This window comes from Roseivivax halotolerans (assembly GCF_900115815.1).
GTDB classification, from domain to species: Bacteria; Pseudomonadota; Alphaproteobacteria; order Rhodobacterales; family Rhodobacteraceae; genus Roseivivax; species Roseivivax halotolerans.
In genome coordinates this window covers 206081-229699 of the sequence record NZ_FOXV01000006.1, presented here as the reverse complement: position 1 = coordinate 229699, position 23619 = coordinate 206081, and the positions used below count along the sequence as shown (strand labels likewise).

The 23619-nt window shown below is 65.8% G+C and carries 23 protein-coding genes; 13 read left to right on the top strand and 10 right to left on the bottom strand.

Annotated features, from left to right (window positions below; translation table 11 throughout):
* Positions 1-169: 169 nt before the first annotated feature.
* The 7 genes from xdhA (at position 170) to BM171_RS10655 (ending at position 9684) form a co-directional block, all read left to right on the top strand.
* Positions 170-1549 carry a xanthine dehydrogenase small subunit gene (gene xdhA / locus BM171_RS10685; protein WP_093011740.1) on the top strand — a complete coding sequence of 460 codons (1380 nt, stop codon included), beginning with the start codon at positions 170-172 and terminating at the stop codon, positions 1547-1549.
* Entirely contained in the window at positions 1546-3984 is a 2439-nt protein-coding gene (gene xdhB / locus BM171_RS10680) for a xanthine dehydrogenase molybdopterin binding subunit (protein WP_093011737.1), read from the top strand. The genes xdhA and xdhB overlap by 4 nt, the downstream gene beginning before the upstream one ends.
* On the top strand, positions 3981-4925 hold the full coding sequence (gene xdhC / locus BM171_RS10675) for a xanthine dehydrogenase accessory protein XdhC (protein ID WP_093011733.1): 945 nt from the start codon (positions 3981-3983) through the stop codon (positions 4923-4925). The genes xdhB and xdhC overlap by 4 nt, the downstream gene beginning before the upstream one ends.
* Positions 4892-6415, top strand: coding sequence for an ABC transporter ATP-binding protein (locus BM171_RS10670; protein WP_093011730.1), 1524 nt, complete (start codon positions 4892-4894; stop codon positions 6413-6415). Before xdhC ends, BM171_RS10670 begins: the two co-directional genes overlap by 34 nt.
* 42 nt (positions 6416-6457) lie before the next feature.
* Positions 6458-7543, top strand: a complete 1086-nt coding sequence (locus BM171_RS10665; protein ID WP_093011727.1) for an ABC transporter permease — start codon at positions 6458-6460, stop codon at positions 7541-7543.
* A 97-nt stretch (positions 7544-7640) separates the two neighbouring features.
* Positions 7641-8564: an ABC transporter permease gene (locus tag BM171_RS10660; RefSeq protein ID WP_175497536.1), complete on the top strand. Its 924-nt coding sequence runs from the start codon at positions 7641-7643 to the stop codon at positions 8562-8564.
* Between the two features lie 43 nt (positions 8565-8607).
* Complete coding sequence (locus tag BM171_RS10655) at positions 8608-9684, top strand: BMP family ABC transporter substrate-binding protein (protein ID WP_093011724.1); 1077 nt, start codon at positions 8608-8610, stop codon at positions 9682-9684.
* A gap of 54 nt (positions 9685-9738) precedes the next feature.
* On the opposite strand, the gene BM171_RS10650 is transcribed toward BM171_RS10655, so the two are convergent.
* The 3 genes from BM171_RS10650 to BM171_RS10640 all read right to left on the bottom strand — a co-directional run bounded on the left by BM171_RS10650 (position 9739) and on the right by BM171_RS10640 (position 11174).
* Positions 9739-10476 carry a vWA domain-containing protein gene (locus BM171_RS10650; RefSeq protein ID WP_093011721.1) on the bottom strand — a complete coding sequence of 246 codons (738 nt, stop codon included), beginning with the start codon at positions 10474-10476 and terminating at the stop codon, positions 9739-9741.
* Positions 10446-10766: a vWA domain-containing protein gene (locus BM171_RS10645; RefSeq protein WP_139218693.1), complete on the bottom strand. Its 321-nt coding sequence runs from the start codon at positions 10764-10766 to the stop codon at positions 10446-10448. Before BM171_RS10645 ends, BM171_RS10650 begins: the two co-directional genes overlap by 31 nt.
* Positions 10767-10856: 90 nt before the next feature.
* Positions 10857-11174, bottom strand: coding sequence for a vWA domain-containing protein (locus tag BM171_RS10640; protein ID WP_093011716.1), 318 nt, complete (start codon positions 11172-11174; stop codon positions 10857-10859).
* A 140-nt stretch (positions 11175-11314) separates the two neighbouring features.
* On the opposite strand from BM171_RS10640, the gene BM171_RS10635 reads away from it, so the two are divergent.
* From BM171_RS10635 to BM171_RS10620, 4 genes are all read left to right on the top strand, one after another.
* Positions 11315-11902 carry a VOC family protein gene (locus tag BM171_RS10635; protein WP_093011714.1) on the top strand — a complete coding sequence of 196 codons (588 nt, stop codon included), beginning with the start codon at positions 11315-11317 and terminating at the stop codon, positions 11900-11902.
* Between the two features lie 105 nt (positions 11903-12007).
* Positions 12008-14452, top strand: coding sequence for a ligase-associated DNA damage response DEXH box helicase (locus BM171_RS10630; protein ID WP_093011711.1), 2445 nt, complete (start codon positions 12008-12010; stop codon positions 14450-14452).
* A gap of 59 nt (positions 14453-14511) precedes the next feature.
* Positions 14512-15174: a ligase-associated DNA damage response endonuclease PdeM gene (gene pdeM, locus BM171_RS10625; protein ID WP_093011708.1), complete on the top strand. Its 663-nt coding sequence runs from the start codon at positions 14512-14514 to the stop codon at positions 15172-15174.
* A gap of 39 nt (positions 15175-15213) precedes the next feature.
* Positions 15214-15627 (top strand): PaaI family thioesterase, encoded by a 414-nt coding sequence (locus BM171_RS10620; protein WP_093011706.1) that lies wholly within the window; start codon positions 15214-15216, stop codon positions 15625-15627.
* Here BM171_RS10620 and BM171_RS10615 read toward each other — a convergent pair.
* Genes BM171_RS10615 through BM171_RS10585 form a run of 7 tightly spaced genes read right to left on the bottom strand, consistent with a single transcriptional unit; the run spans position 15617 to position 21054 of the window.
* Positions 15617-16513 (bottom strand): lysophospholipid acyltransferase family protein, encoded by an 897-nt coding sequence (locus BM171_RS10615; protein ID WP_093011704.1) that lies wholly within the window; start codon positions 16511-16513, stop codon positions 15617-15619. The two genes, BM171_RS10620 and BM171_RS10615, sit on opposite strands and share 11 nt — an antisense overlap.
* 1 nt (position 16514) lies before the next feature.
* Entirely contained in the window at positions 16515-16793 is a 279-nt protein-coding gene (locus BM171_RS10610) for an HPr family phosphocarrier protein (protein ID WP_093011701.1), read from the bottom strand.
* 19 nt (positions 16794-16812) lie between these two features.
* Positions 16813-17229 (bottom strand): PTS sugar transporter subunit IIA, encoded by a 417-nt coding sequence (locus tag BM171_RS10605; RefSeq protein WP_093011698.1) that lies wholly within the window; start codon positions 17227-17229, stop codon positions 16813-16815.
* Positions 17226-18152 carry an RNase adapter RapZ gene (rapZ, locus tag BM171_RS10600; RefSeq protein WP_093011695.1) on the bottom strand — a complete coding sequence of 309 codons (927 nt, stop codon included), beginning with the start codon at positions 18150-18152 and terminating at the stop codon, positions 17226-17228. The genes BM171_RS10605 and rapZ overlap by 4 nt, the downstream gene beginning before the upstream one ends.
* A gap of 7 nt (positions 18153-18159) precedes the next feature.
* Complete coding sequence (locus BM171_RS10595; RefSeq protein ID WP_093011692.1) at positions 18160-18606, bottom strand: HPr kinase/phosphorylase; 447 nt, start codon at positions 18604-18606, stop codon at positions 18160-18162.
* Positions 18607-18616: 10 nt separating this feature from the next.
* Positions 18617-20347, bottom strand: coding sequence for a sensor histidine kinase (locus BM171_RS10590; protein WP_093011689.1), 1731 nt, complete (start codon positions 20345-20347; stop codon positions 18617-18619).
* A 5-nt stretch (positions 20348-20352) separates the two neighbouring features.
* On the bottom strand, positions 20353-21054 hold the full coding sequence (locus tag BM171_RS10585) for a response regulator transcription factor (protein WP_093011686.1): 702 nt from the start codon (positions 21052-21054) through the stop codon (positions 20353-20355).
* 335 nt (positions 21055-21389) lie between these two features.
* On the opposite strand from BM171_RS10585, the gene BM171_RS10580 reads away from it, so the two are divergent.
* Entirely contained in the window at positions 21390-22988 is a 1599-nt protein-coding gene (locus BM171_RS10580) for a phosphoenolpyruvate carboxykinase (RefSeq protein ID WP_093011683.1), read from the top strand.
* A 106-nt stretch (positions 22989-23094) separates the two neighbouring features.
* The gene (locus BM171_RS10575) at positions 23095-23619 is read left to right on the top strand and encodes a DUF3859 domain-containing protein (protein WP_093011680.1); all 525 of its coding nucleotides are present in this window, start codon (positions 23095-23097) and stop codon (positions 23617-23619) included.

The following is a 23619-nucleotide window of genomic DNA, read 5'->3' as shown; positions in this document are numbered from 1 at the left end:
TTGTGCGCCCGTGACCGCGCGTCGCCCTGGCGCGCGGCCCTTTTTTGCTTGCCAAGCTGCGGGCCCGGCTCCTAGCCTTCGTGGCTGAAGCAAGGACCAGCCCGCCGTCTTCTACGCCGCATCGAGGACGCGCTGCAGGGCAACCCGGTAACGCGGCGAGAGTTTCATCATGGATATCCGCTTTCTTCTCAACGGAGAGAGTGTCGAGCTGAGGGACGTGGCGGGCACCGTCACCCTGCTTGACTGGCTGCGCGAGACGCGCGGCCTGCCCGGCACCAAGGAAGGTTGCAACGAAGGCGATTGCGGGGCCTGCACCGTCGCTGTGACCGACGATCACGGCACGCGCGCGCTCAATGCCTGCATCCTCTTTCTGCCGCAGCTGCACGGCAAGGCCGTGCGCACGGTCGAGGGTATCTCCGGGCCCGGCGGTGCGCTCCACCCGGTTCAGGACGCGATGATCGATCATCACGGCTCGCAATGCGGCTTCTGCACACCGGGATTCGTTGTGGCGATGGCCGTGGCCCACAAGGCGGGCCGGCGCGATTTCGACGATGCGCTCGCGGGCAATCTCTGCCGCTGCACGGGCTACGCGCCTATCGTGCGCGCCGCCGAAGCCGCCTCGGAAGCGCCCGTGCCGGACTGGATGGACGAGGACATGGACGCGCTTTCGGGCACGCTCGCCGCAGAGGACGGCCCGGTCTTCGCGCCTGAAAGCGGCGATGCGCTGGCCGCGCTGTATGCGCGCCATCCCGATGCGACGCTCGTTGCCGGCGCGACCGATGTCGGGCTCTGGGTCACGAAATCGCTGCGTGAGCTCGAGACGGTGATCTTCCTCGGCCGCTGCGCCGATCTGCAAGAGATCGAGGAGGACGGCACCCGGATCCGCATCGGCGCGGGCGTGACGATGGACCGGGTGCTGGACGCCGTGCGCCCGACCCTGCCCTCTTACGCCGAGATGATCCGCCGCTACGGCTCGGCGCAGGTGCGCGCCGCCGCGACCATCGGCGGGAACATCGCCAACGGCTCGCCGATCGGGGACAACCCGCCCGCGCTTATCGCGCTCGGCGCGGAATTGCATCTGCGCGCGGGCGACAATCGCCGCTCCATGCCGCTCGAGGAGTTCTTTGTCGAATATGGCAAGCAGGACCGCGCGCAGGGCGAGTTCGTGGAAGCCGTGAGTTTTCCGCGCGAGGCCGCGGAGTTCCGGGTCTACAAGCTGTCGAAGCGGTTCGATCAGGACATCTCCGCGGTTTGCGGCGCTTTCAACATCGAGGTGAGCGACGGGCGCGTGACCGCCGCGCGTGTAGCCTTCGGCGGCATGGCCGGCGTTCCGAAACGTGCCCGCCGCGTCGAGGAGGCGCTGATCGGCGCGGAGTGGAGCGAGACGGGTATCGAGGACGCGCTCGATGCGTTCGCGGAGGATTTCGTGCCGCTCTCCGACATGCGCGCCTCGGCGGAATACCGTCTGGAGGCGGCCCGTAACATGCTGCGCCGCTATCTCGCCGAACGCGCGGGCGGCACGGTTTCGGTTCTGGAGGTCTCGGCATGAGCGTCGCCAAGCCCCTGCCCCACGACGCCGCCCGGATGCATGTGACGGGCACAGCCCGCTATGTCGACGATATTCCGGCACCTGCGAACACGCTGCACCTCGCCTTCGGGCTCGCGCCCATCGCTCGCGGGCGGATCACGTCGCTCGACCTGCGGGAGGTGCGGCAGAGCCCGGGCGTCGCGCTGGTGCTCGAAGCAGGCGATCTCGACCGGCCCGCCGATTGCTCGCCCTCGGCGCATGACGAGCCGCTTCTGTCCGGGCATTCGGTTCAGTATTTCGGCCAGCCGGTCTTCATCGTGGCCGCCGACAGCCATCTGAGCGCGCGCAAGGCCGCGCGGCGGGCGGTGTTCGAGACGCAGGCGCGCGATGCGATCTTCACCGTCGACGAGGCGCTGGAGGCCGATAGCCGCTTCGAGGATGGCCCCCGCATCTGGGAGAAGGGCGATGCCGGCGAGGCAATCGACGACAGTCCGCACCAGGTTTCGGGCGAGATCGAGATCGGCGGGCAGGAGCATTTCTACCTCGAGGGTCAGGCCGCGCTCGCCTTCCCGCAGGAAGGCGGCGACATGGTCGTGCATGCCTCGACGCAGCACCCGACCGAGATCCAGCACAAGGTGGCGGACGCGCTCGGCCTGCCGATGCACGCCGTGCGGGTGGAGACGCGCCGGATGGGCGGCGGCTTCGGCGGCAAGGAGAGCCAGGGCAATGCTCTCGCAGTGGCCTGCGCCATCGTGGCGGCGAAGACCGGCCGTCCCGCGAAGATGCGCTACGACCGTGACGACGACATGACGATCACCGGCAAGCGGCACGATCTCAGGATCGAGTATCGCGCGGGGTTCGACGACGAGGGGCGTCTCTCGGGGGTCGAATTCGTCCACCTGATGCGCTGCGGCTGGGCGCAGGATCTGTCCCTGCCCGTCGCCGACCGCGCGATGCTGCATTCGGACAATGCCTATCATCTGCCCGCCGCGCGGATCGAGAGCCACCGGCTCAAGACCAACACCCAGAGCGCGACCGCCTTTCGCGGCTTCGGCGGCCCGCAAGGCATGATGGGTATCGAGCGCGTGATGGACGAGGTCGCGCACAGGCTCGGGCTCGACCCGCTCGAGGTGCGCCAGCGCAACTACTACGCGGAGATGGCGGGGGGCCGTCTGCCCCCCGCACCCCCCGACGGTATTTCCGCCAATCCAAACACAAGGGCGCGGGATGCAGCCCAGCCGGAGGCGCGCGATACCGGCGCTGATCTCGCCTCGCGCGGGGCGGTGGGCAATGTGCCCGCCTCTGAGGCCGCGCCCGCGACGTCCGGGCAAACGACGCCATACGGAATGGCGGTAGAGGATTTCATCCTCGGCGAGATGACCGAGAGGCTTGCCGAACGCTGCGACTATGCCGCGCGACGCGCCGCGATTGCCGAATGGAACGCCGGGCAGCCTTTGCTCAAGCGCGGGATCGCGCTGACGCCGGTGAAGTTCGGGATCTCCTTCACGCTGACGCATCTCAACCAGGCGGGCGCGCTCGTTCATGTCTACCAGGACGGCAGTCTTGCGCTGAACCACGGCGGCACGGAGATGGGCCAGGGCCTGTTCCAGAAGGTCGCGCAGGTTACCGCCGAGACATTCGGACTCGACGCCGCTTCGGTGAAGATCACCGCGACGGATACCGGAAAGGTGCCGAACACCTCGGCGACCGCCGCTTCCTCGGGCTCCGATCTCAACGGCATGGCGGCCAAGGCCGCCGCCGAGACGATCCGCGACCGGATGGCCGCCTATCTTGCCGCGCGATACCAGACCCAAGGATCACGGGTCTCCTTCTCGGCTGGGGAAGTGCGCATCGGCGAGGAGACGATCCCCTTCGCCGAGGCGGCGAAGCTTTGTTACGAGGGGCGGGTCAGCCTCTCATCGACCGGCTATTACAAGACGCCCAAGCTCAATTGGGACCGGATCAAGGGCCAGGGGCGGCCGTTCTTCTATTTCGCCCACGGCGCCGCTTGTTCGGAAGTGGTGATCGACACGCTCACCGGCGAGCATCGCATCCTGCGTACCGATATTCTGCATGATTGCGGCCGATCGCTGAACCCGGCCATCGACAAGGGGCAGATCGAGGGCGGTTTCGTGCAGGGCGCTGGCTGGCTGACCACCGAAGAGCTTGTCTGGGACGATCTGGGACGGCTGTCGACGCATGCGCCCTCGACCTACAAGATCCCCGCCTGTTCGGACCGGCCGGACATCTTCAATGTCGCGCTTTGGGACGGCGAGAACCGAGAGGACACGATCTACCGCTCCAAGGCAGTGGGCGAGCCACCCTTCATGCTGGGCATGTCGGTGTTCTTCGCGCTCTCGGACGCTGTGGCGGCCTGCGGACCCGCCTATCCTGCACTCAATGCTCCCGCGACACCCGAAGAGGTGCTGGCGGCGGTGCGGCGGGCGCGGGCATGAGTTTCGATCGCGCAGCGCTCGTCGAGGCCGTCGCCCGACATGGCCGTGTCGCCCGCGTCGTCGTGGCGGAGACTGGCGGGTCGGCCCCGCGCGAGACCGGCGCGGCGATGCTGGTCTGGCCGGAGGGGCAATCGGGCACGATCGGTGGTGGCACGCTCGAATTCGAGGCGGCACGCGCGGCCCGGGACGGCGCAACCGGGCTCTCTCGGCATGCGCTCGGCCCCGATCTCGGCCAATGCTGCGGCGGTCGCGTGACGCTTCTGACCGAAGCGTTCGACGCTGCGGCGCTCGCAGAGGTTCCCGAAACCGGACTTTACGCGCGTGGGATCGGAGCCGAACCGCTGGCGGTGACACGTGCCAAGACTGCCGCGCGCAATTCCGGGGCAGACGTCACGCCCCGGCTCATCGAAGGCTGGATGATCGAGCCGGTCGCGCCGCCACGCCAGCCACTCTGGATCTGGGGCGCGGGTCACGTGGGCCGGGCCATCGTGAACATCACTGCGCCCTTGCCCGATTACGCGATCACCTGGGCCGACACGGATCGTGCGCGCTTCCCCGAAACGCCGCCGCAGGGCACGCTGATCGTGCCTGCCGCAGACCTGCCGCGGCTGGCGAGCCATGCACCCGGAGACGCGGCGCACCTCATCCTGACCTATAGCCACGAGATCGACCTTGCGCTCTGCGATGCGCTTCTGCGGCGCGGCTTTGCCTTTGCCGGGCTGATCGGCTCTGACACGAAATGGGCGCGCTTTCGGTCTCGCCTGCGGGGATTTGGCCATTCGGATGCCGAAATTCAGCGCATATGCTGCCCGATTGGGCAGAAATCGCTCGGTAAGCATCCTCAAGCCATTGCGCTTGGCGTCGCCGCGCAGCTACTTGAGTCGGGCAAGACGGGGAATACAGCGGTTTGGGACAACCACTTCTCAGCCTCCGGGGCCTGACAAAGGCCTATCCGGGCGTGATCGCCAATGACGACGTCTCCTTCGAGATCGGCGAGGGCGAGATTCACGCACTTCTTGGCGAGAATGGCGCGGGCAAGTCGACGCTCGTGAAGATGATCTACGGGCTGGTACAGCCCGACGCGGGCGAGATGACGATGCGGGCGGCGCCCTTTTCCCCGTCCGAGCCTGCCGAGGCACGCCGCAGCGGCGTTGCGATGGTCTTCCAGCATTTCTCTCTCTTCGATGCGCTGTCGGTGGCCGAGAATGTCGCGCTCGGGATGGAAATGCCGCCCAAGACGCGAGATCTGGCTCGGCAGATCCGCGAGGTCTCCGAAGCCTACGGCTTGCCGCTCGATCCGTTCCGCACCGTCGGCACCCTATCCGCAGGCGAACGGCAGCGGGTCGAGATCATCCGATGCCTGCTGCAGGATCCGAAACTTCTCATCATGGACGAGCCGACCAGCGTCCTGACCCCGCAGGAGGTCGACATCCTGTTCCAGACGCTGCGGAAATTGAGATCGGAAGGCACGTCGATCCTCTATATCTCGCACAAGCTCGAGGAAATCCGCGCGCTTTGCGACACCGCGACGATCCTCCGGCTTGGAAAGAAAGTGGCGACCTGCACGCCGCGCGATACGACGGCGCGCGAACTTGCGGAGATGATGGTCGGATCGAGCTTCGCGGCCCCCGCTGCAAAAGCCACGCGCCCGGGCGAGGTTCTCCTGGAGGTCAAAAGCCTGAGTTTGCCCGCGCCGGATGCGTTTGCGACACCGCTGCGCGGCGTGTCGCTATCGCTGCGCGCGGGCGAGGTTCTCGGGATTGGCGGCGTCGCGGGGAACGGGCAGGACGAGCTTCTGACCGCGCTTTCGGGCGAACGGCTCGCCCCGCAGGGGACGATCGCGTTCAAGGGGAAGGATGTGAGCCGCTCGGGACCACTGGCGCGCCGGGCGCTTGGCCTTCTGTCTGGCCCCGAAGAGCGGCTCGGCCATGCCGCCGCGCCAAACATGAGCCTTGTCGAGAACGGTGTTCTGACCGCCTCGCGCCGCGAGAAGCTGGTGCGCCGCGGCTTCATAGACTGGCCCGGTGCCGCGCGTTTCGCCGAGCGCGTGATCGAGAGCTTCGATGTCCGCACGCCCTCGGCTCAGACTGCCGCGCGGGCGCTCTCGGGCGGAAACCTGCAGAAATTCGTGATCGGGCGCGAGATCATGCAAAAGCCCGAGGTCCTGGTCGTGAACCAGCCGACCTGGGGCGTCGACGCCGCAGCAGCCGCCGCGATCCGGCAGGCGCTCCTGGACCTTGCCTCCGAAGGCGCGGGGATCGTGGTGATCAGCCAGGATCTGGACGAGCTCATGGAAATCTCGGACAGGTTTGCCGCGCTCAACGAAGGGCGTCTCAGCGGCGCGCGGCCGGTCGCAGAGCTCGATATCGAGAAGATCGGGCTGATGATGGGCGGAGCGCATGACCTCGAACTGGTGTCGAGCCATGCGTGACCCGATCATTCCGTCCGACCTCGGCGCAGAAGGCCATCGCGCATGATCCGTCTCGAGAAACGCCCGCAGCCCTCGCGCACCTGGACGCTGGCCTCGCCGATCCTCGCGGTTCTTCTGACTATGATCGTCGGCGGCGCGCTCTTTGCCGCGCTCGGGGCCGAACCACTGACGGCGATCCGCACGATCTTCTGGGATCCGCTCTTCAATCCGCAATTCGCCTCCTATTCCCGCCCGCAGCTTCTCGTGAAGGCAGGACCGCTCATCCTGATCGCCATCGGTCTGTCGCTGGGGTTCCGGGCGGGCATCTGGAACATCGGCGCCGAAGGTCAGTATATCATGGGCGCGATCTGCGGCGCGGGCGCGGGGCTGGCCTTCTATCCCTCGGACAGCGCTCTCATTTTCCCGTTGATGATCCTGGCTGGCGCACTTGGCGGCTGGGCCTGGGCGATGATTCCGGCGCTTCTGAAGGTGCGGTTCGGCACGAACGAGATCCTGGTCTCGCTGATGCTCGTCTACGTAGCGGAGTCGATCCTCGCCTCCGTCGCTTCGGGGCTCTTGCGCAATCCCGAAGGCATGGGCTTTCCGGGCAGCCGCAATTTCCGGGACTGGGACGCGGTCGCCAATACGGAGATCATCGCCAATACGGGGATGCATTTCGGCGTGCTGACCGCGTTTATCGCGGTGATCGCGGCGTATGTCCTGCTGGCGCGGCACATCCAGGGCTTCAACATCCGCCTTTCGGGCGAGGCGCCGCGCGCTGCGCGGTTCTCGGGCGTGAACCCGGCGGCCGTTATCGTCTTCTGCCTTGGGATCGCGGGCGCGCTGGCAGGGCTTGCCGGTCTGTTCGAGGTGACGGGTCCGGCGGGCCAGATCTCCATCGATTTCAACTCTGGCTATGGCTTCACCGCCATCATCGTCGCGTTCCTGGGCCGGCTGCACCCGGTTGGCATCCTCCTTGCCGGGCTTCTGATGGCGCTCACCTATATCGGCGGCGAGCTCGCGCAGCTCATGCTGGGGCTGCCGGGCGCGGCGATCCAGCTGTTCCAGGGGATGCTGCTGTTCTTCCTTCTGGGCGTCGATGTCTTCACCAATTATCGCGTCCGGCTGAACCTCGGAGCGACCGCATGAGCGTTCTTGGGTTGGTAAAAATACCGAAACTCGCGGCAGCCACGAGCGCAATGCCAAGCGGAGTGCGCCACGGGATCAGATGTGAAAGGCGGATCTCATGGACCTGAGCTCGATCTCCCCCGTCCTCCTGATCGCGTCCGTCATGGTTTCGGCGACGCCAATCCTTCTGGCCGCCATCGGAGAGATGGTGGTCGAGAAATCGGGCGTCCTGAACCTCGGCGTCGAGGGGATGATGATTACCGGGGCGGTTGTCGGCTTCGCCGTCGCGGTCAACGCGGACGCGCCCGTGCCGGGCTTCATGGCGGCGGCGCTGGCCTCGGCGCTTCTGGCGCTGGTCTTCGGGGTGCTGACCCAGCTCTTCCTGTCGAACCAGGTGGCGACGGGCCTTGGCCTGACACTTTTCGGGCTGGGCCTCTCGGCGCTGATCGGCAAGCCCTATGAGGGGATGAAATCGCCGACGCTACCCCGGCTCGATCTCGGTCCCTTGTCGGACCTGCCGGTGTTCGGGCGGATGCTCTTCTCGCATGACGCGATGGTTTACTTGTCGCTGCTGCTGGTGCTCGCGGTCTGGGCCTTCCTGAAATTCACCCGCGCCGGGCTGATCCTGCGCGCCGTGGGTGAGAGCCATGACGCGGCCCATGCCCTCGGCTACAAGGTTGTGCGCGTGCGGCTCGTGGCGATTGCCTTCGGCGGAGCCTGCGCCGGGCTCGGCGGGGCCTATCTGAGCCTCGTGCGGGTGCCGCAATGGACCGAAGGCATGACCGCCGGGGCGGGCTGGATCGCACTTGCCATCGTGGTCTTCGCCTCCTGGCGCGCGGGGCGTGTTGCGATCGGCGCCTACCTTTTCGGCGGGGTCACGGTGCTTCAGCTCAACCTGCAGGCCGCAGGCGCGGCGGTGCCTGTCGCGCTCTTGTCGGCTTCGCCTTACCTGATAACCATTCTTGTGCTCGTGATCATCTCGGCGCGCGGCGCGCATGGCGCGCCCGCATCGCTGGGACGACCGTTCCACGCCTCGGCCTGACGCCGGGGCCAAGACCCAACCAACGACAGGGAGACCAAAGATAATGTATCGCAGAACACTTCTCGCCGGCGCCGCGACGCTCGCGCTCACCGCGGGCGCGGCCTTCGCCCAGGACGATCCGGTCAAGGCCGGCTTCATCTATGTCGGCCCCATCGGCGATGGCGGCTGGACCTACGAACACAACAAGGCACGCCTTGCCGTCGAAGAGGAATTCGGGGACGCGGTCGAGACCGTCTACCAGGAAAGCGTGCCGGAAGGCGCCGATGCCGAGCGTGCGATCACGCAGATGGCCCTTTCCGGGGCCGACATTATCTTCACGACCTCCTTCGGCTACATGGATCCGACCATCGCGGTCGCCGAGAAATTCCCCGACGTGAAATTCGAGCACGCGACCGGCTACAAGCGCGCCGACAACGTCTCGACCTATTCCGCCCGCTTCTACGAAGGCCGTGCGATCCAGGGTCACATCGCGGGCTCGATGACCGAGACCAACAAGATCGGCTACATCGCCTCCTTCCCGATCCCCGAGGTCATCCGGGGCATCAACTCGGCCTATCTGCACGCCAAGCGCGTGAACCCCGATGTCGAGTTCTCCATCGTCTGGGCCTATACCTGGTTCGATCCGGCGAAAGAGGCGGATGCCGCCCGCGCGCTCATCGAGAACGGTGCCGACGTGATCCTGCAGCACACCGATTCCACCGCGCCGCAGGCTGCAGCGCAGGAAGCTGGTAACGTCATCACCTTCGGCCAGGCCTCGGACATGTCCGAATTCGCGCCGTTGCCGCGCGTCTCCTCGATCATCGACGACTGGGCGCCCTATTACATCGACCGCGTGCAGGCGGTCATGGACGGCACCTGGGAGAGCCAGGATGTCTGGCACGGCATCGAGGAAGGCATGGTCGGAATCGGCGAAATTTCGGACGCGGTGCCCGAGGATGTGAAGGCCGAAGCGCTGGAGCTGAAGGCGCAGCTGGCCTCCGGCGAATACCACCCCTTCACCGGCCCGATCAATCGTCAGGACGGCTCGGTCTGGCTCGAAGAGGGCGAGACGGCGACCGATGAGACGCTGCTCGGCATGGATTTCTACGTCGAGGGTCTGACGGGCGACATCCCGAACTGATCGCGGCCATCCGCAAGACAGAAGCCGTTCCGGAGCGATCCGGGACGGCTTTTTCTATTCTGCGCGCGCGCCGGGCAGAGGCTCGAGCACGCCATAGACATTGCAGCCGAGCGTGACCCGAAGCGCCGCGATGAGATCGTCCACGCTTTCCGCACCGACATATTCGCCGCCCGTCGCATCGGCGAGGCAGCGCGCGGTGCTTTCGGTATCGGCATAGTCGCCGGGCTGGCCTTCCCAGGCGAAGAAATCGCCGCGCACCTTGTAGCCGATGACATGCACGGTGAGGTCGGCTCCCGTCGCGGCCAGTTCGGCGGCCAGCTGGCAGGGCGCGCCGCCGCAGGTCTCCTTGCCGTCGGTGACGAGGACGATCGCTCCGGGTCGTTCGCGGTAACGCAGCAGCTCGGCGGCCTGGGCGACAGCATCCGCGATGGGCGTCTCGCCAGACGGTCTCAGCGCCTCGATCTCGGAGATGATGAGGCCATCGGCCTCCCAGCGCGGCGCGAAGCGGGTGTCGACCGTGTCGCAGCTATCCGTTTCGGGCGCACCCGGCCCGTAGATCACCAGCCCGAGGCGGCGCATCCGCGCAATCTCGGGCACGACCTGCCGAACGGCGCGGCGGGCCTCGAAGATGCGCGGCTCGCCGAGATTGTTGAACCCCATCTCGGACATCGAACCCGAGCCGTCGAAGACGATGACCGCATCCTCGGTGCAGACCTCGCTTGCCTGACCCGTCCCCGCAAGCGCGAGGCAGGCGGCAACGCTCAGCGTGCGAAAATGTGTTCCGGCAGCCATGTCGCATCTCCGATCGCAAGACAGCCGAGCGTCTCGCGCAGGGCGGCGATCAGGGCCTCGGCATCCTGCGCGTCAATGTACCGCCCGCCCGTGCGGTCGGCCAGACAGCGCGCATCCGCGACCGCGCGACCATAGTCGCGGTCGACCTCGTCGCCCCGCGACAGCCTGCCTCCGGTGACGCGGAAGCCGATCACGTGAACCGTCAGTCCCGGCCGCATGAGCGCCAGGCGATCCGCAAGCGCGCAGGGGTTGCCGCCACAGGTCTCCTTGCCGTCGGTAACAAGGACCACCGTTCCTCCGGCTCCGTCCAGAGCCGCCACCGCCGTCCGCACCGCGCGGGTGAGCGGCGTTGCGCCCGCGGGCCAGAGCGCCTCCACCCGCTAGAGGATCGGTCCGGCCGCGTTGGGCGCAGGCCGGAAGACAAGATCGACGCGCTCGCAGACGCGGCCCTCTCCCGGCCCGTAGGTCACGAGGCCAAGACGGCGCACCCGCTCGATACCGGGCAGAACCTCGCCAAGCGCCGCGCGGGCCTCGACGATCCTGGCGTCGCGTCTGCGGTCGAACCCCATGCCCGACATGGACCCTGACCCGTCGAGCACGATCATCGCATCCTCGGCACAGCCCGCCGTCAGCGCCACGTCCGGCGCAAGGCCGAGCGCTGCGGCAAGGCAAACAGGCAAAGCAAGATGCCGGAACATTGGCATACCATCTTGAGGGGCCTTTCCACCTTGCGCGGGCCAAACACGCCTGTCGAGAAAAACACGCGGTCGCCGGGCGGGGTCTTGCGCCCTATCATGTCCCTGCGAGAGGAAACGGGTCACATCGGAAGGCGGGCGTCATGCGCAAGTTACAGGTCCAGGGAGTTCACCACATCACGTTGACCGGGGCGGACCGGCAAACCTCGATCGACTTCTGGGAGGGCATACTCGGAATGCCCTTCATCTTCGATCAGCCCAATCTCGACGATGCCGACGAAGGGCATCTCTATTTCGATCCGGGCGACGGGCGGCTCATCACCATCTTCACGAGCGAGAAACGCAAGCCCGTGCATGGCCGGACGCCGACGGATCCCGGCTGCGTTCATCACATCGCCTTCAACGTCTCGAAAGCGGTCTGGAGCCAGGTCGTCACCCGGCTTGATGAGCGCGGGATCAAGCATTCGGGCCCCAAGGACCGTGGCTTCATGGATTCGATCTATTTCAAGGATCCGCTGGGCTTGCTGATCGAACTGGCCTGCTACCGCTTCGAGCCGCCCGCCGGCTGCACCCATGCGGACGTGATGATCGAGGCGCATCGCATGCGCGTGGCACGCGGCGATTACAGCATCGCCGAGATCCATCTTGCGGACGCGATCGAACTGCTCGTCTCCCGGCGCCAGCAGACGCTTTCGGAAGATCGCAGCGCGAAAGATCCCTATGGCGGCTGAGACGACACGGCTGGGGGGCCTTGCGCCCCCCAGACCCCCCGCACGGTATTTTCGCCAATCCAAAGAGGGGCGCGGGCGCTGCGCGGCTCCGGTGCGCCAATTCCCATGACCGAGCTGCCAGCAGCGCTGAAGACCTGGTTCGACGCGCGCGGCTGGGACTTGCACCCGCATCAGCAGACCATGCTGGAGCGGGCCGGTGCGCCTGCGCTTCTGCTCATCGCGCCAACGGGCGGCGGCAAGACGCTGGCAGGCTTCCTGCCGAGCCTTGCCGAGCTTGCGGAGCGTCCAGAGCCGGGGCTGCATACGCTTTATGTCAGTCCGCTGAAAGCTCTGGCCTCCGACATAAGGCGCAACCTGTCCACGCCGATCTCGGAGGCCGGTCTGCCGATCCGCGTCGAGGACCGCACGGGCGATACGCCTGCGAGCCGCAAGAAGCGTCAGCGCGCCGATCCGCCGCATATTCTATTGACGACGCCCGAGAGCCTCGCGCTGCTGACCTCCTACGAGGATGCGGGCCGGATGTTCGCCGGGCTGAAACGGGTCGTCGTGGACGAGATTCATGCGCTCGCGGAATCGAAGCGGGGCGATCAGCTCATGCTGGCGCTGGCAAGGCTTCAAACGCTGGCGCCAGGGCTGCGCCGCGTCGGGCTGTCGGCGACGGTGGATGACCCGGACGCCATCGCGCGACTGATGGCGCGCCATCCCGACCCGTGCGAGATCGTCGAGGCGGATCCCGGCCCCGAGCCGGACATCTCCATGCTCGTGACCGAAGAGCGCCCGCCCTGGTCTGGCGGTGGCGCGAAATACGCGATCCCGGCGGTTCTGGAGGCGGTCCGGCAGCACCGCACGACGCTCATCTTCCACAATACCCGCGCGCAGGCGGAGATCTTCTTTCACAATCTCTGGCTCGCCAACGAGGAGGCGCTGCCCATCGGCATCCATCACGGCTCGCTCGACCGGGTCCAGCGCGAGCGGGTGGAAGCGGCGATGGTCCGCGGCGATCTCAGGGCCATCGTCTGCACAGGCAGCCTCGATCTCGGCATCGATTGGGGAGACGTGGACCTGGTGATCCAGGTCGGCGCGCCGAAGAACGTCAAGCGGCTCGTGCAGCGGATCGGGCGAGCCAACCACCGCTACAACGCGCCATCGAAGGCGCTCCTGGTGCCGGCGAACCGGTTCGAGGTGGTGGAATGCGTGGCCGCGCTCGAGGCGGTGCGGGACCGCGATCTCGACGGGGAGCCGCGCGGGCCGGGCCCGCGCGACGTACTCTGCCAGCACATCCTGATCGCCGCCGCCTCGGGACCGTTCGATGCCGATATGCTGTATGTCGAGATGAACGCGGCGGGACCCTATGCCGGACTGACGCGCGCCGAGTTCGACGCCTGTCTCGATTTCTGCGCGACGGGCGGCTACGCGCTTCGGGCCTACGACCAGTGGCGGCGAATCCGCCAGCGCGAGGACGGGCTCTGGGAGCTTCGCGATCCGCGCTCGGCAGCGCGCATCCGGCAGAATATCGGCACCATCCAGGACACCGACACGCTCAAGGTCCGCATGCGCGGCCGCGGCGGCAAACCGCTCGGCGAGGTCGAGGAAGGCTTTGCCGCGACGCTGAGCAAGGGCGACACCTTCCTGATCGGCGGGCAGATCGTGCGCTACGAGGGATTGCGCGAGATGGTCGTAGAGGTCAGCCGGGATGCCGCGCAAAAACCCAAGATCGCGACCTTCATGGGCACCAAGTTCGCCACCTCGACGCAGCTTTCCGACCGGATCGTGCGGATGTTCCAGAACGAACGCTGGCCGGAGCTGCCGGGCCATACCGCCGAATGGCTGAGCCTTCAGCGCGAGGTCTCCCGTCTGCCCGAGCCCGGACGGCTCCTGATCGAGAGCTTCCCCCATGACGGGCGCGAGCAACTGGTCGTCTACGGCTTTGCGGGGCGCAACGCGATGCAGACGCTCGGACTTCTCCTGACCAAGCGGATGGAAGAGGAAGGGCTCGCGCCGATGGGCTTCGTCGCCACCGATTACGCGACGCTGATCTGGGGGCTGGACGCAGTAAGCGACCCCCGGCCGCTCTTCGATCTCGAGCGGCTCGAAGTCGGGCTCGACACTTGGCTGCAAGGCAACGCGGTGATGAAGCGGACCTTCCGCGCCTCGGCCACGATCGCGGGCCTGATCGAACGGCAGGTGGGCGGGCAGCGCAAGACCGGGCGGCAGGCGACGATGTCCTCGGACATCCTCTACGATACGCTGGTGAAATACGATCCCAACCACTTGATGCTCGAGATCACGCGCGCCGAGGCGATGCGCGGGCTCGTAGATTTCTCGCGCATTCGGGAGATGTGCCAGCGGGTGGGCAACCGGATCGACCTGCTGCGGCTCGAGCGGGTGACGCCCCTCGCCGCGCCGCTGTTTCTCGAGCCCGGCCGCGTGCCGATCCAGGGATCGGCGGACGAGCGGCTGATCGAGGAGGAGGTCACGCGCCTTCTGGACGAGAGCGGGCTCGCGCAGGTCGATGCGCCAGCGAAACCGGTCTGGCGGGTTCCTTGGTAAGATGCCAAGCGGCGCGCACGGGGTTGCGTAACGCGCCGCGCGATGCATAAGAACAGGCCATGAACACCCACGCTTTCCACTTTCGCGGAACGCAGTTGCACGCGCTGCCCTCGGGCGCGCTTTTCTGGCCGGATCAGCGGCTTCTCGTGGTCTCGGATCTGCATCTCGGCAAATGCGCGCGGCTCGTGGCGAACGGGGGTGCGATGCTGCCGCCCTACGACACGGTCGAGACGCTGTCGCGGCTCGATGCGGATCTCGACGCGACGGGCGCGGGCGAGGTTGTCTGCCTTGGCGACAGTTTCGACAGCGTGGAGGCCGGTGCCACGCTACCCGAGGAGGCCGAGCTCTGGCTGACCCGGATGCAGGCAGGACGAAGCTGGCTCTGGATCGAGGGCAATCACGATCCCGGCCCCGTCGGGATCGGCGGCACACATGCGGCTGAGGCCCGGCGCGGGCCGCTCGTCTTCCGGCATATCGCGACGCGGGACGGGTTTGGCGAGGTCTCGGGGCACTATCATCCCAAGGCGCGGCTTGCGCTGCGCGGACGATCGATCTCGCGGGCGTGTTTCCTCGTTGATGCGTGCCGGCTCATCATGCCGGCCTACGGTGCCTATACCGGTGGCCTCTGGACCTCGAACGCCGCTCTTTCGGGTCTCATGGAGCCGGGCGCGCAGGCGATCCTGACCGGGCCGAAGCCTCTTGCCGTCCCGATGCCGCGCTAGGGTCTTGCCGCCGCGTGCGGCGCGTGACCAGATACAGCCATGACAGACACCCGCATTCACGACAGCTTTGCCCGGCAAAGCCTGATGGAGACCTTCGGGGCCGAGATCCTTTCGGTCGCGGATGGTGCCGTCGAGATTACCGCGCCGATCGGGCCGGGCGTGTTGCAGCAGCACGGCTTCGCGCATGCCGGGCTGACCTTTTCGCTGGGCGACAGTGCGGCGGGCTATGCGGCGCTCAGCCTTCTTGGTGCGGATATGGAGGTCGTGACGTCCGAGATGCGCATTCATCTTCTCGCGCCTGCGCGCGGCGAGCGTCTTGTCGCGCGGGGCCGCGTGGTGCGCTTCGGACGGCGGCTGATCGTGGTTGCGGCAGATGTCTTTGCGGTCTTGGACGGTGAAGAGACACATGTCGCGCTCTTGACCGGCACGATGGTGCCCGTTCCTACCGGCTGAGCGCCATCGTTAGCGCACGGAGCCTGGCGGACAGATCCCGACCGCCCGGAGCCAGTTCCGCGATGTCGCGCGGCGTTAGCGGCGTGCCGACGATCGGCGCTTGCGGCTTGTTGCAGGCAGCCACGACCTCGTGGATCAAGAGCCCCTGCCTGAGCGTCGGCGAAACCCGGTTCGCGATCTGGTAGGCGCGGGAATTCTGGCCGGGAAACCGGATGGGCACCACGGTCGCCCCGGACCGCAGGACCATCTTCGCGGTGAAGGGGTTCCAGTCGCGCTCCTCTGCAGGGCCGAAGGCGGTGTCCGAAGACGCGACGACGCCCGACGGGAAAAGCACAATCACGCCGCCCGCTTCGAGATGCGCCATCGCTTCGTTCCGCATCCTGAGACTTTGCTGGCGCGCATCGGGTTCATGCGGGAACGGCACGGGGATCATGAAGCGGCCGACTTCCTCGACCCCGGTCAGGAGCGAGCGGGTGAGGATCTTGTAATCTTCGCGGACGCGTCCGATCAGCTCTGCCAGAACCATGCCATCGACGAGCCCATGCGGATGGTTGGCGACGATGATGACGGGCCCCTCGCGCGGGATGCGGGCGATCTCGTGATCGGGCGTGCCAAGCTCGATCCCCATGATCTTGAGCGCGCGCGCCCAGAAGGCCTGCCCTTCGACGAGGCCCATCCGCTCGAACCGCCGGACCATACGCAGAAGGGTCAGCTTGCCGGTCAGCCATTCCAGCGTGCGGATGGCGAGCCGTTTGGACGGGTTGGCAAAGGTATTGGCGTAGCTGAGCTTGCGCTTGTCGTAGGGCGCCTGGACAGGTTCGACCTGCACCGGTTCTTCTTCGGGATCCCGTGGCGGCCCGTGTGGCTGGAGCGGATCCAGCCGCATCTCAGTTGGCCTCGCCGAACCGGTCCGACACCAGCGCCTCGATTGCGTCGGCGAGCGCTTCGGCATCGCTGCCGCGGGTCTCGACGTCGATGGTGCAGCCCTTGGCAGCAGCGAGCATCAGGAGCCCCATGATACTGTCCCCCGAGGCGGACATTCCCTCGCGGCTCACCTCCGCGCTCGCCTCGAACCCCTCGACGACCTCGACGAGTTTCGCGGACGCACGCGCGTGCAGGCCCTTTTCGTTTACGATCTTCAACTCGCGGCGAACGCTCTCGCTCATTTCAGGGCCTCGCTCCGGGTCACGCCGTCTTCGCCGGGATCACGCCACTGGGCCCGATATTCTGGCTGTCGATGTATTTGCGCCCTGCCTCTAGCGCGATGCGGACGGCATCGGGCACGGCCAGATGGCGCGACTTGGCAAGCTTGATGAGCAGCGGCAGGTTCGCACCGTAGAGAATGCGGCGATTGTCCGGCTGGCACGCCCGGAGCGAGAGGTTCGAGGGGGAGCCGCCGAACATGTCGGTGACGATCACCACGCCCTGCCCTTGGTCGACATTGTCCGCGGCGGCGCAGATTTCGGATTGCTTGGAGCTGCGGTCGTGGTCCGGCTCGATCGCGATGGCAAGAATACCGGATTGCGCGCCCACGACATGTTCGATCGCCGCGAGATACTCACGCGCCAATCCGCCATGCGCTACGATGACGATCCCGATCAAAGCCGCCTTCCGTCCTTTCCGCCGTGTGCAAACTGCTCGTCCCCCGGGAGAAGCCCCCGCCGCTCAAGTTCGCGATGTTCAGTTGACACCTGCCAGCCCGTCTCCGCAAGAGCAGCCGCCACGCTTTCTGTCACGGCGACCGAGCGGTGTTGCCCGCCGGTACACCCGATGCCGACGGTGATATGCGCTTTGCCTTCTTCCCGATGTGCCGGAAGCAGGAATTCGAGCAGCTCCGTGATCTGGCGAAGGAAGGGCGCGAGCCGAGCATCCTCTGCGATATAGGCACGCACGTCGCCCGACAAACCGGTCAGTGACCTCAGGCTTTCGTCCCAATGCGGGTTCCTGAGAAAGCGGCAATCGAAGATCATGTCAGCGCCCTGCGGCAACCCGCGCTTGTAGGAAAACGACAGGAGCGACACGGTCAGCCGCGCCTCCGAGGGCCGGGTGAAACGATGGGCGATCTCCGCGCGGAGATCATGCGGCGATGTCGCGGTCGTGTCGATCAGGCTGTCCGCCGCTGCGCGAACCGGCTCCAGCAGCGCGATCTCGCGCGCGATACCATCCTCGGGCGTCGTATCGGGGCTGAGCGGATGCCGGCGGCGTGTCTCGGAGAACCGGCGGATCAGAGCATCCTTGCCGCAATCGAGAAACAGAAGTTCGACCGAGATGTCCTCGCGGGTGCGGAGCGCGGCAATCAGATCCAGAAGCGCCGGCACGCCGAAATCACGATTGCGGACATCCACACCGAGCGCGATGCCGCCCGGTGCAATCGGTGCTTGAAGAAGCCGGGGGATCAGCGAAATCGGGATATTGTCGATGGCCTCGACGCCGAAATCCTCAAGCGCGTTGATCGCAGTCGTCCGCCCGGCGCCCGAAGGCCCGGTCACGACGATCACGCGAGGTATGGTGCTGTCCTGGCTCATATGGATCTCATGCACGTCTTCCCAATCGCATATACTGCCGGATCGCGACGGCGAAAACCGGAGACGCGACCTTGTGAAGACAGGGCAAGGATCGCCCGAGGAGCGTTGTGTGCCGCTCGGGCGGCAGTCGCTCCGTTTCCGTGCGGGACAGATCGATCACGAGGCCGAGCGGTGTCGGCGGCGCGGGCTCTGAGGCCAGGAGACCAACGCCCCGCGCTTCGATCATGCCGAGGATGGGCCCTGGCGAGGACGCGACGAGTTCGGTTGCCGTGGCGGTCAGGATCACCCTGTCATCGGCGACGAGGCTCGCGCCAAGCGCGATCAGCTCGAATGCGAGCGTCGACTTGCCGCTGCCCGAGGGGCCGAGGATGAGACAGGCTTTGCCCTCGAAGGCCACGGCGCTGGCATGGAGGATCTCGGCCTCTTCCGCTGCGCCGCCCGTCTCGTCCGGCATGCGCGTCACCTCAGATCGGCAGGCCGACCACGAAACGCGCCCCGAGCGGCTCCGAGCTGATATCGGCCTCGGTCGGGCGGATGTTCTCGGCCCAGATGACACCGCCATGCGCTTCGACGATCTGCTTGGAGATCGCGAGACCGAGGCCTGAATTGTTGCCGAAATCACCTTCAGGACGCTGCGAATAGAAGCGCTTGAAGATCTTGGTCAACGCCTGGTCGGGAATGCCGGGGCCGGTATCTTCGACCACGACGAGCACCCGGTTATCCCGTTTGCGCGCCCAAACGCGGATCGCGTCGCCATCTTCGCAGAAGGAGATCGCGTTCGTGATGAGGTTGACGAAGACCTGCGCCAGGCGCGCCTCGAGGCCGTTGATCTCGATCGGGCGCAGCGGCAGGTCGGTGATGAACTCGATGCCCTTCTTGCGCGCGTCCTGACCCAGATATTGAGTCAGGTTGTCGAGCATCTCGAGCAGGTTGAACTCCTGCTCCTCCTCTTTCACCAGCTCGCTGTCGAGACGCGAGGCGTTGGAGATGTCGGAGACGAGGCGGTCGAGGCGGCGCACATCGTGTTCGATCACGTCGAGAAGCTTGTCGCGATGCTCTTCCTTCTTGACGATCCGAAGGGAGCCGATCGCCGATCTCAGCGATGCGAGCGGGTTCTTGATTTCGTGCGCCACATCGGCGGCGAATTGTTCATTGGAGTCGATCCGGTCGTAGAGCGCGCCGACCATCCCCCGCAGCGCGCCCGAGAGCCGCCCGATCTCGTCCGGGCGGGCGGTGAGGTCGGGGATACGGATGCGGCCCGGCTGGCTCGAACGCTTGTTGCGGTCGCGGCCGATCTCGGCGGCGGCGGCCAGATCGGAAATCGGATTGGCGATGGTGGAGGCCAGAACAAGGCTGAGCGCGATGGAGACGACGGTCGCGATGACAAACATCTGCAGGACGCGGTCGCGTTCGAGACGCACGGCGGTATCGATCTCTTCGGCAGAGGAGACAAGCCCAAGCGTGCCGACGACGGCGCCGCCCGAACGGATCGGCGTGAGCGCCGTGAACTCGGTCTCGCCGGCGTCGTTCACAGCCTGCCCGACATAGGTTCCGGCCTGGCCTTGCGCCTCGATCAGTTGCCGCAGACGGTCCTCCTCGGTGATCGGGGGATCGCCAGACAGGATGGTGAACACGCTCGATAGCGTCTGCAAGAGATTGCCTAGGAAATCGGACAGGACAGTCGGTTCTTCGGGCTCGGAATCGGTTGCCAGCGCGTTGGTCAGGGCGAGCGCGCCCCGTGTCTCCCCGACGAGGAAGCGCTGGTCATCGAAGACGAAGAGCCGCGCATCCTGGCGCAGATCGAGGCCTTCAAGCGTTGCCGCGACATTCACGCCCTCATCGGTCGCGAGGTTCACTTCATCGCCCGCGATTTGCGCTTCGAAGACATCCGCGATCAGCTCGACCTCGGATTCCATCGCCGAGGCGCGCTGGATCGCCAGCGTATCGCGGGACGAGTTCAGGAACAGGATTCCCGCCACGAGGATATTGAGCGCGATCAGGTTGAAGATGATGATCTTGCGCGTCAGCGGCGAGCGGTTGAGCGCGAAGAGGCCGCGGCGCGCGCGGCTCTCTTGCAATTCCTTCTCGACGGTGGCGTCCGGCGCGACCCAGTCATCCCCGAGCACGACATCGTCGTCGCGCCGGTTTTCGGGCGAGGACTCGTCATTCATGGGGATACGTTCGGCCAAGGCCATGACCGTTACTCTTCGTTGTATCGGTAGCCGATACCGTAGAGCGTCTCGATAGCGGAGAATTCGTCATCCACGCTGCGCATCTTCTTGCGCAGCCGCTTGATGTGGCTGTCGATGGTGCGGTCGTCCACGTAGACCTGGTCATCATAGGCCACATCCATGAGCTGGTCGCGCGACTTCACGAAGCCGGGGCGTTGGGCAAGCGCCTGAAGGAGCAGGAACTCCGTCACCGTAAGCGAAACGTCCTGCCCTTTCCAAGTCACGGAATGCCGCAGCGGGTCCATTGTCAGGGCGCCGCGCGTCATCAGCTTGGTTTCCTCGGTCTCGCCGACCACGTTGCTTTCGATCGCTTCCTGGCGGCGCAGCAGCGCGCGGATGCGCTCAACCAGGAGGCGCTGCGAGAACGGCTTCTTGACGTAGTCGTCCGCGCCCATCCGCAGTCCCAGCACCTCGTCGATCTCGTCGTCCTTGGAGGTCAGGAAAATGACCGGCATGCGGGATTTCTGGCGCACGCGCTGCAACAGATCCATGCCGTCCATGCGGGGCATCTTGATGTCGAAGACCGCCATGTCGGGCATCTTCTTGTTGAATGCGTCGAGCGCCTGCTGCCCGTCGTTATAGGTCTCGACCTCGAACCCTTCCGCCTCGAGCGTGATGGACACGGACGTCAGGATATTCCTGTCGTCATCGACAAGAGCGATCTTGTTCATCGTTGCGATCCTTGTACTGCTCACATTGTTTTTTGCGCCATTATGCGCGTCGCGAGCGCCTCGAACAATTCCATTCTGCGAATCGGTTCGCAGAGCGTCACAATTTAAACGCAATTTTTCTCACGAGCGGCTTAATGGTCACGCAGGTAGCCCGTTGGGCGGACGCCCGCGCAAGATGATTGCGCTAAAGGTCATTTGGTTGCGCTAACGGACACTTTGGCACCTTTCGGCCTGCAAAATACGCGTGTTATGCCCATGTCACCCGGCCGCAAACGCCGGGTTCGCGTGCCTGTCTGGCGCGCCTTGCCACGCAGATGGCCGGAGGAGCCGAAACAATGACATCCGGACGGGTCAATCCGAACTTCCGCCTCGAGGACCAAGGGATCGAGGGGCTGGGAGAGGTTCACTACAACCAGATCGAGCCGGCGCTGATCGACGCGGCGCTTCGGCGCGGCGAGGGCACTCTTGGCCGCGGCGGCGCGTTTCTTGTCACCACCGGCAAGTTCACCGGCCGCTCGCCCAAGGACAAGCACGTCGTGAAAACGGACAGTGTCGCGAACGATATCTGGTGGGAAAACAACGCCGAGATGTCGCCCGAAGGCTTCGATGCGCTCTATGCCGACATGCTCGAGCACATGAAGGGCCGAGACTATTTCGTGCAGGATCTTTTCGGCGGAGCCGATCCGACGCACCAGCTCAATGTGCGCGTGGTCACGGAGCTCGCCTGGCACGGTCTGTTCATCCGCCACATGCTGCGCCGCCCCGATCGCGAAAGCCTCGACGAGTTCACCGCCGATTTCACCATCGTGAACTGCCCAAGCTTCAAGGCCGACCCGGCCAAGCACGACTGCCGGTCCGAGACAGTCATCGCGCTCAATTTCGACCGCAAGCTGATCCTGATCGCGAACACCGAATATGCGGGCGAGAACAAGAAATCGGTCTTCACCCTGCTCAATTACCTGTTGCCCGAGAAGGGCGTGATGCCGATGCACTGCTCGGCGAACCACGCGAAGGGTAACCCGGTCGATACGGCGATCTTCTTCGGCCTGTCGGGCACCGGCAAGACAACGCTGTCGGCCGATCCCGACCGGGTCCTCATCGGCGACGACGAGCATGGCTGGTCCGAGCGGGGCACGTTCAATTTCGAGGGCGGCTGCTACGCCAAGACCATCAACCTCTCCGAAGAGGCCGAGCCCGAGATCTACGCCACCACGACCAAGTTCGGCACTGTGATCGAGAACATGATATTCGATCCCGAGACGCTCGAGCTCGATTTCGACGACGACAGCCTCACCGCGAACATGCGCTGTGCTTATCCGCTCGATTACATCTCGAACGCCTCGTCGACGGCGCTTGGCGGGCACCCGAAGAACATCGTCATGCTGACCTGCGATGCCTTCGGCGTCCTGCCCCCGATCGCGCGTCTGACGCCCGCGCAGGCGATGTATCACTTCCTGTCGGGCTTCACCGCGAAGGTCGCCGGAACCGAGCGGGGCGTGACCGAGCCGCAACCGACCTTCTCGACCTGCTTTGGCGCGCCCTTCATGCCGCGCCGGCCGGAAGTCTACGGCAACCTTCTGCGCGACAAGGTCGCCAAGCACGGTGCGACATGCTGGCTGGTGAACACCGGCTGGACCGGCGGCGCCTACGGACAGGGCAGCCGGATGCCGATCAAGGCGACGCGGTCGCTTCTGTCGGCAGCGCTCGAGGGGCGTTTGTCCTCCGCTGAATACCGTAAAGACCCCAATTTCGGCTTCGAGGTTCCGGTGAAGGTCGAAGGCGTTGCCGAGCTTCTGCTCGACCCGCGCCGCACTTGGGACGACAAGGCCGCCTATGACGCGCAGGCCGAGAAGCTGGTCGCGATGTTCGCCGACAATTTCGAGCAGTACATCCCTTATATCGACGACGACGTGAAAGCGGTCGCGATCGGGTAACGCGTCCCGCTTAGGATCAGGACGCCCCGGCGGGACACCGCCGGGGCGTTTTCGTTTCACGACCTCGGGAATTGACACCGGGGCGCTCGGCTGCACCCTTCACCCAATGCGCGCCCTGCCCGTCCTTCTTTGCCTCATCGCCAGCCCGGCTTTTTCCGAGGTCGATTATGACCCGGCTCAGTTCGCCGTAGAACAGGGCGTGTTCTGCGATGTCCCGTCGGTCGGAGAAATGGAGGCTCCCGGCACGGTCGCGGGCAAGATCGAGCTTTTCGAGACGATCCCGGAGTTCCAGTGGCAGACCAACGTGGTGCCTGCCGTGCCGGATGTGAGCTTTGGCATAAAGACGGAAAGCCTCGACGGGGCAGCCTATCCCGGTGTTGTCCTGACCCTGACGCACCCGCCCTTCACCGAGACCGGCACGACCCGGCAAGCCTACGTGACGTCGCTTGGCGGGACCGGCACCTCGATCAACGCCTATACGTTCGATGTGCCCGAGGAGCAGGTTCCCGGCCTCTGGACCTTTCGCGCCGAACAGAATGGTGAGGTGCTTTACGAGGCGCGCTTCAGGGTGGTGACAGCGGCCGAAGCACCCGAGATCGCGGCGATGTGCGAGGGCATCCCGCTCTCCTGA

What these genes read in the sequence shown, in the direction of transcription:
- xdhA (WP_093011740.1), top strand. Translation starts at nt 170, where the DNA reads ATGGATATCCGCTTTCTTCTCAACGGAGAGAGTGTCGAGCTGAGGGAC.
- xdhB (WP_093011737.1), top strand. Translation starts at nt 1,546, where the DNA reads ATGAGCGTCGCCAAGCCCCTGCCCCACGACGCCGCCCGGATGCATGTG.
- xdhC (WP_093011733.1), top strand. Translation starts at nt 3,981, where the DNA reads ATGAGTTTCGATCGCGCAGCGCTCGTCGAGGCCGTCGCCCGACATGGC.
- BM171_RS10665 (WP_093011727.1), top strand. Translation starts at nt 6,458, where the DNA reads ATGATCCGTCTCGAGAAACGCCCGCAGCCCTCGCGCACCTGGACGCTG.
- BM171_RS10660 (WP_175497536.1), top strand. Translation starts at nt 7,641, where the DNA reads ATGGACCTGAGCTCGATCTCCCCCGTCCTCCTGATCGCGTCCGTCATG.
- BM171_RS10655 (WP_093011724.1), top strand. Translation starts at nt 8,608, where the DNA reads ATGTATCGCAGAACACTTCTCGCCGGCGCCGCGACGCTCGCGCTCACC.
- BM171_RS10650 (WP_093011721.1), bottom strand. Translation starts at nt 10,476, where the DNA reads ATGGCTGCCGGAACACATTTTCGCACGCTGAGCGTTGCCGCCTGCCTC.
- BM171_RS10640 (WP_093011716.1), bottom strand. Translation starts at nt 11,174, where the DNA reads ATGTTCCGGCATCTTGCTTTGCCTGTTTGCCTTGCCGCAGCGCTCGGC.
- BM171_RS10635 (WP_093011714.1), top strand. Translation starts at nt 11,315, where the DNA reads ATGCGCAAGTTACAGGTCCAGGGAGTTCACCACATCACGTTGACCGGG.
- BM171_RS10630 (WP_093011711.1), top strand. Translation starts at nt 12,008, where the DNA reads ATGACCGAGCTGCCAGCAGCGCTGAAGACCTGGTTCGACGCGCGCGGC.
- pdeM (WP_093011708.1), top strand. Translation starts at nt 14,512, where the DNA reads ATGAACACCCACGCTTTCCACTTTCGCGGAACGCAGTTGCACGCGCTG.
- BM171_RS10620 (WP_093011706.1), top strand. Translation starts at nt 15,214, where the DNA reads ATGACAGACACCCGCATTCACGACAGCTTTGCCCGGCAAAGCCTGATG.
- BM171_RS10615 (WP_093011704.1), bottom strand. Translation starts at nt 16,513, where the DNA reads ATGCGGCTGGATCCGCTCCAGCCACACGGGCCGCCACGGGATCCCGAA.
- BM171_RS10610 (WP_093011701.1), bottom strand. Translation starts at nt 16,793, where the DNA reads ATGAGCGAGAGCGTTCGCCGCGAGTTGAAGATCGTAAACGAAAAGGGC.
- rapZ (WP_093011695.1), bottom strand. Translation starts at nt 18,152, where the DNA reads ATGAGCCAGGACAGCACCATACCTCGCGTGATCGTCGTGACCGGGCCT.
- BM171_RS10595 (WP_093011692.1), bottom strand. Translation starts at nt 18,606, where the DNA reads ATGCCGGACGAGACGGGCGGCGCAGCGGAAGAGGCCGAGATCCTCCAT.
- BM171_RS10590 (WP_093011689.1), bottom strand. Translation starts at nt 20,347, where the DNA reads ATGGCCTTGGCCGAACGTATCCCCATGAATGACGAGTCCTCGCCCGAA.
- BM171_RS10585 (WP_093011686.1), bottom strand. Translation starts at nt 21,054, where the DNA reads ATGAACAAGATCGCTCTTGTCGATGACGACAGGAATATCCTGACGTCC.
- BM171_RS10580 (WP_093011683.1), top strand. Translation starts at nt 21,390, where the DNA reads ATGACATCCGGACGGGTCAATCCGAACTTCCGCCTCGAGGACCAAGGG.
- BM171_RS10575 (WP_093011680.1), top strand. Translation starts at nt 23,095, where the DNA reads ATGCGCGCCCTGCCCGTCCTTCTTTGCCTCATCGCCAGCCCGGCTTTT.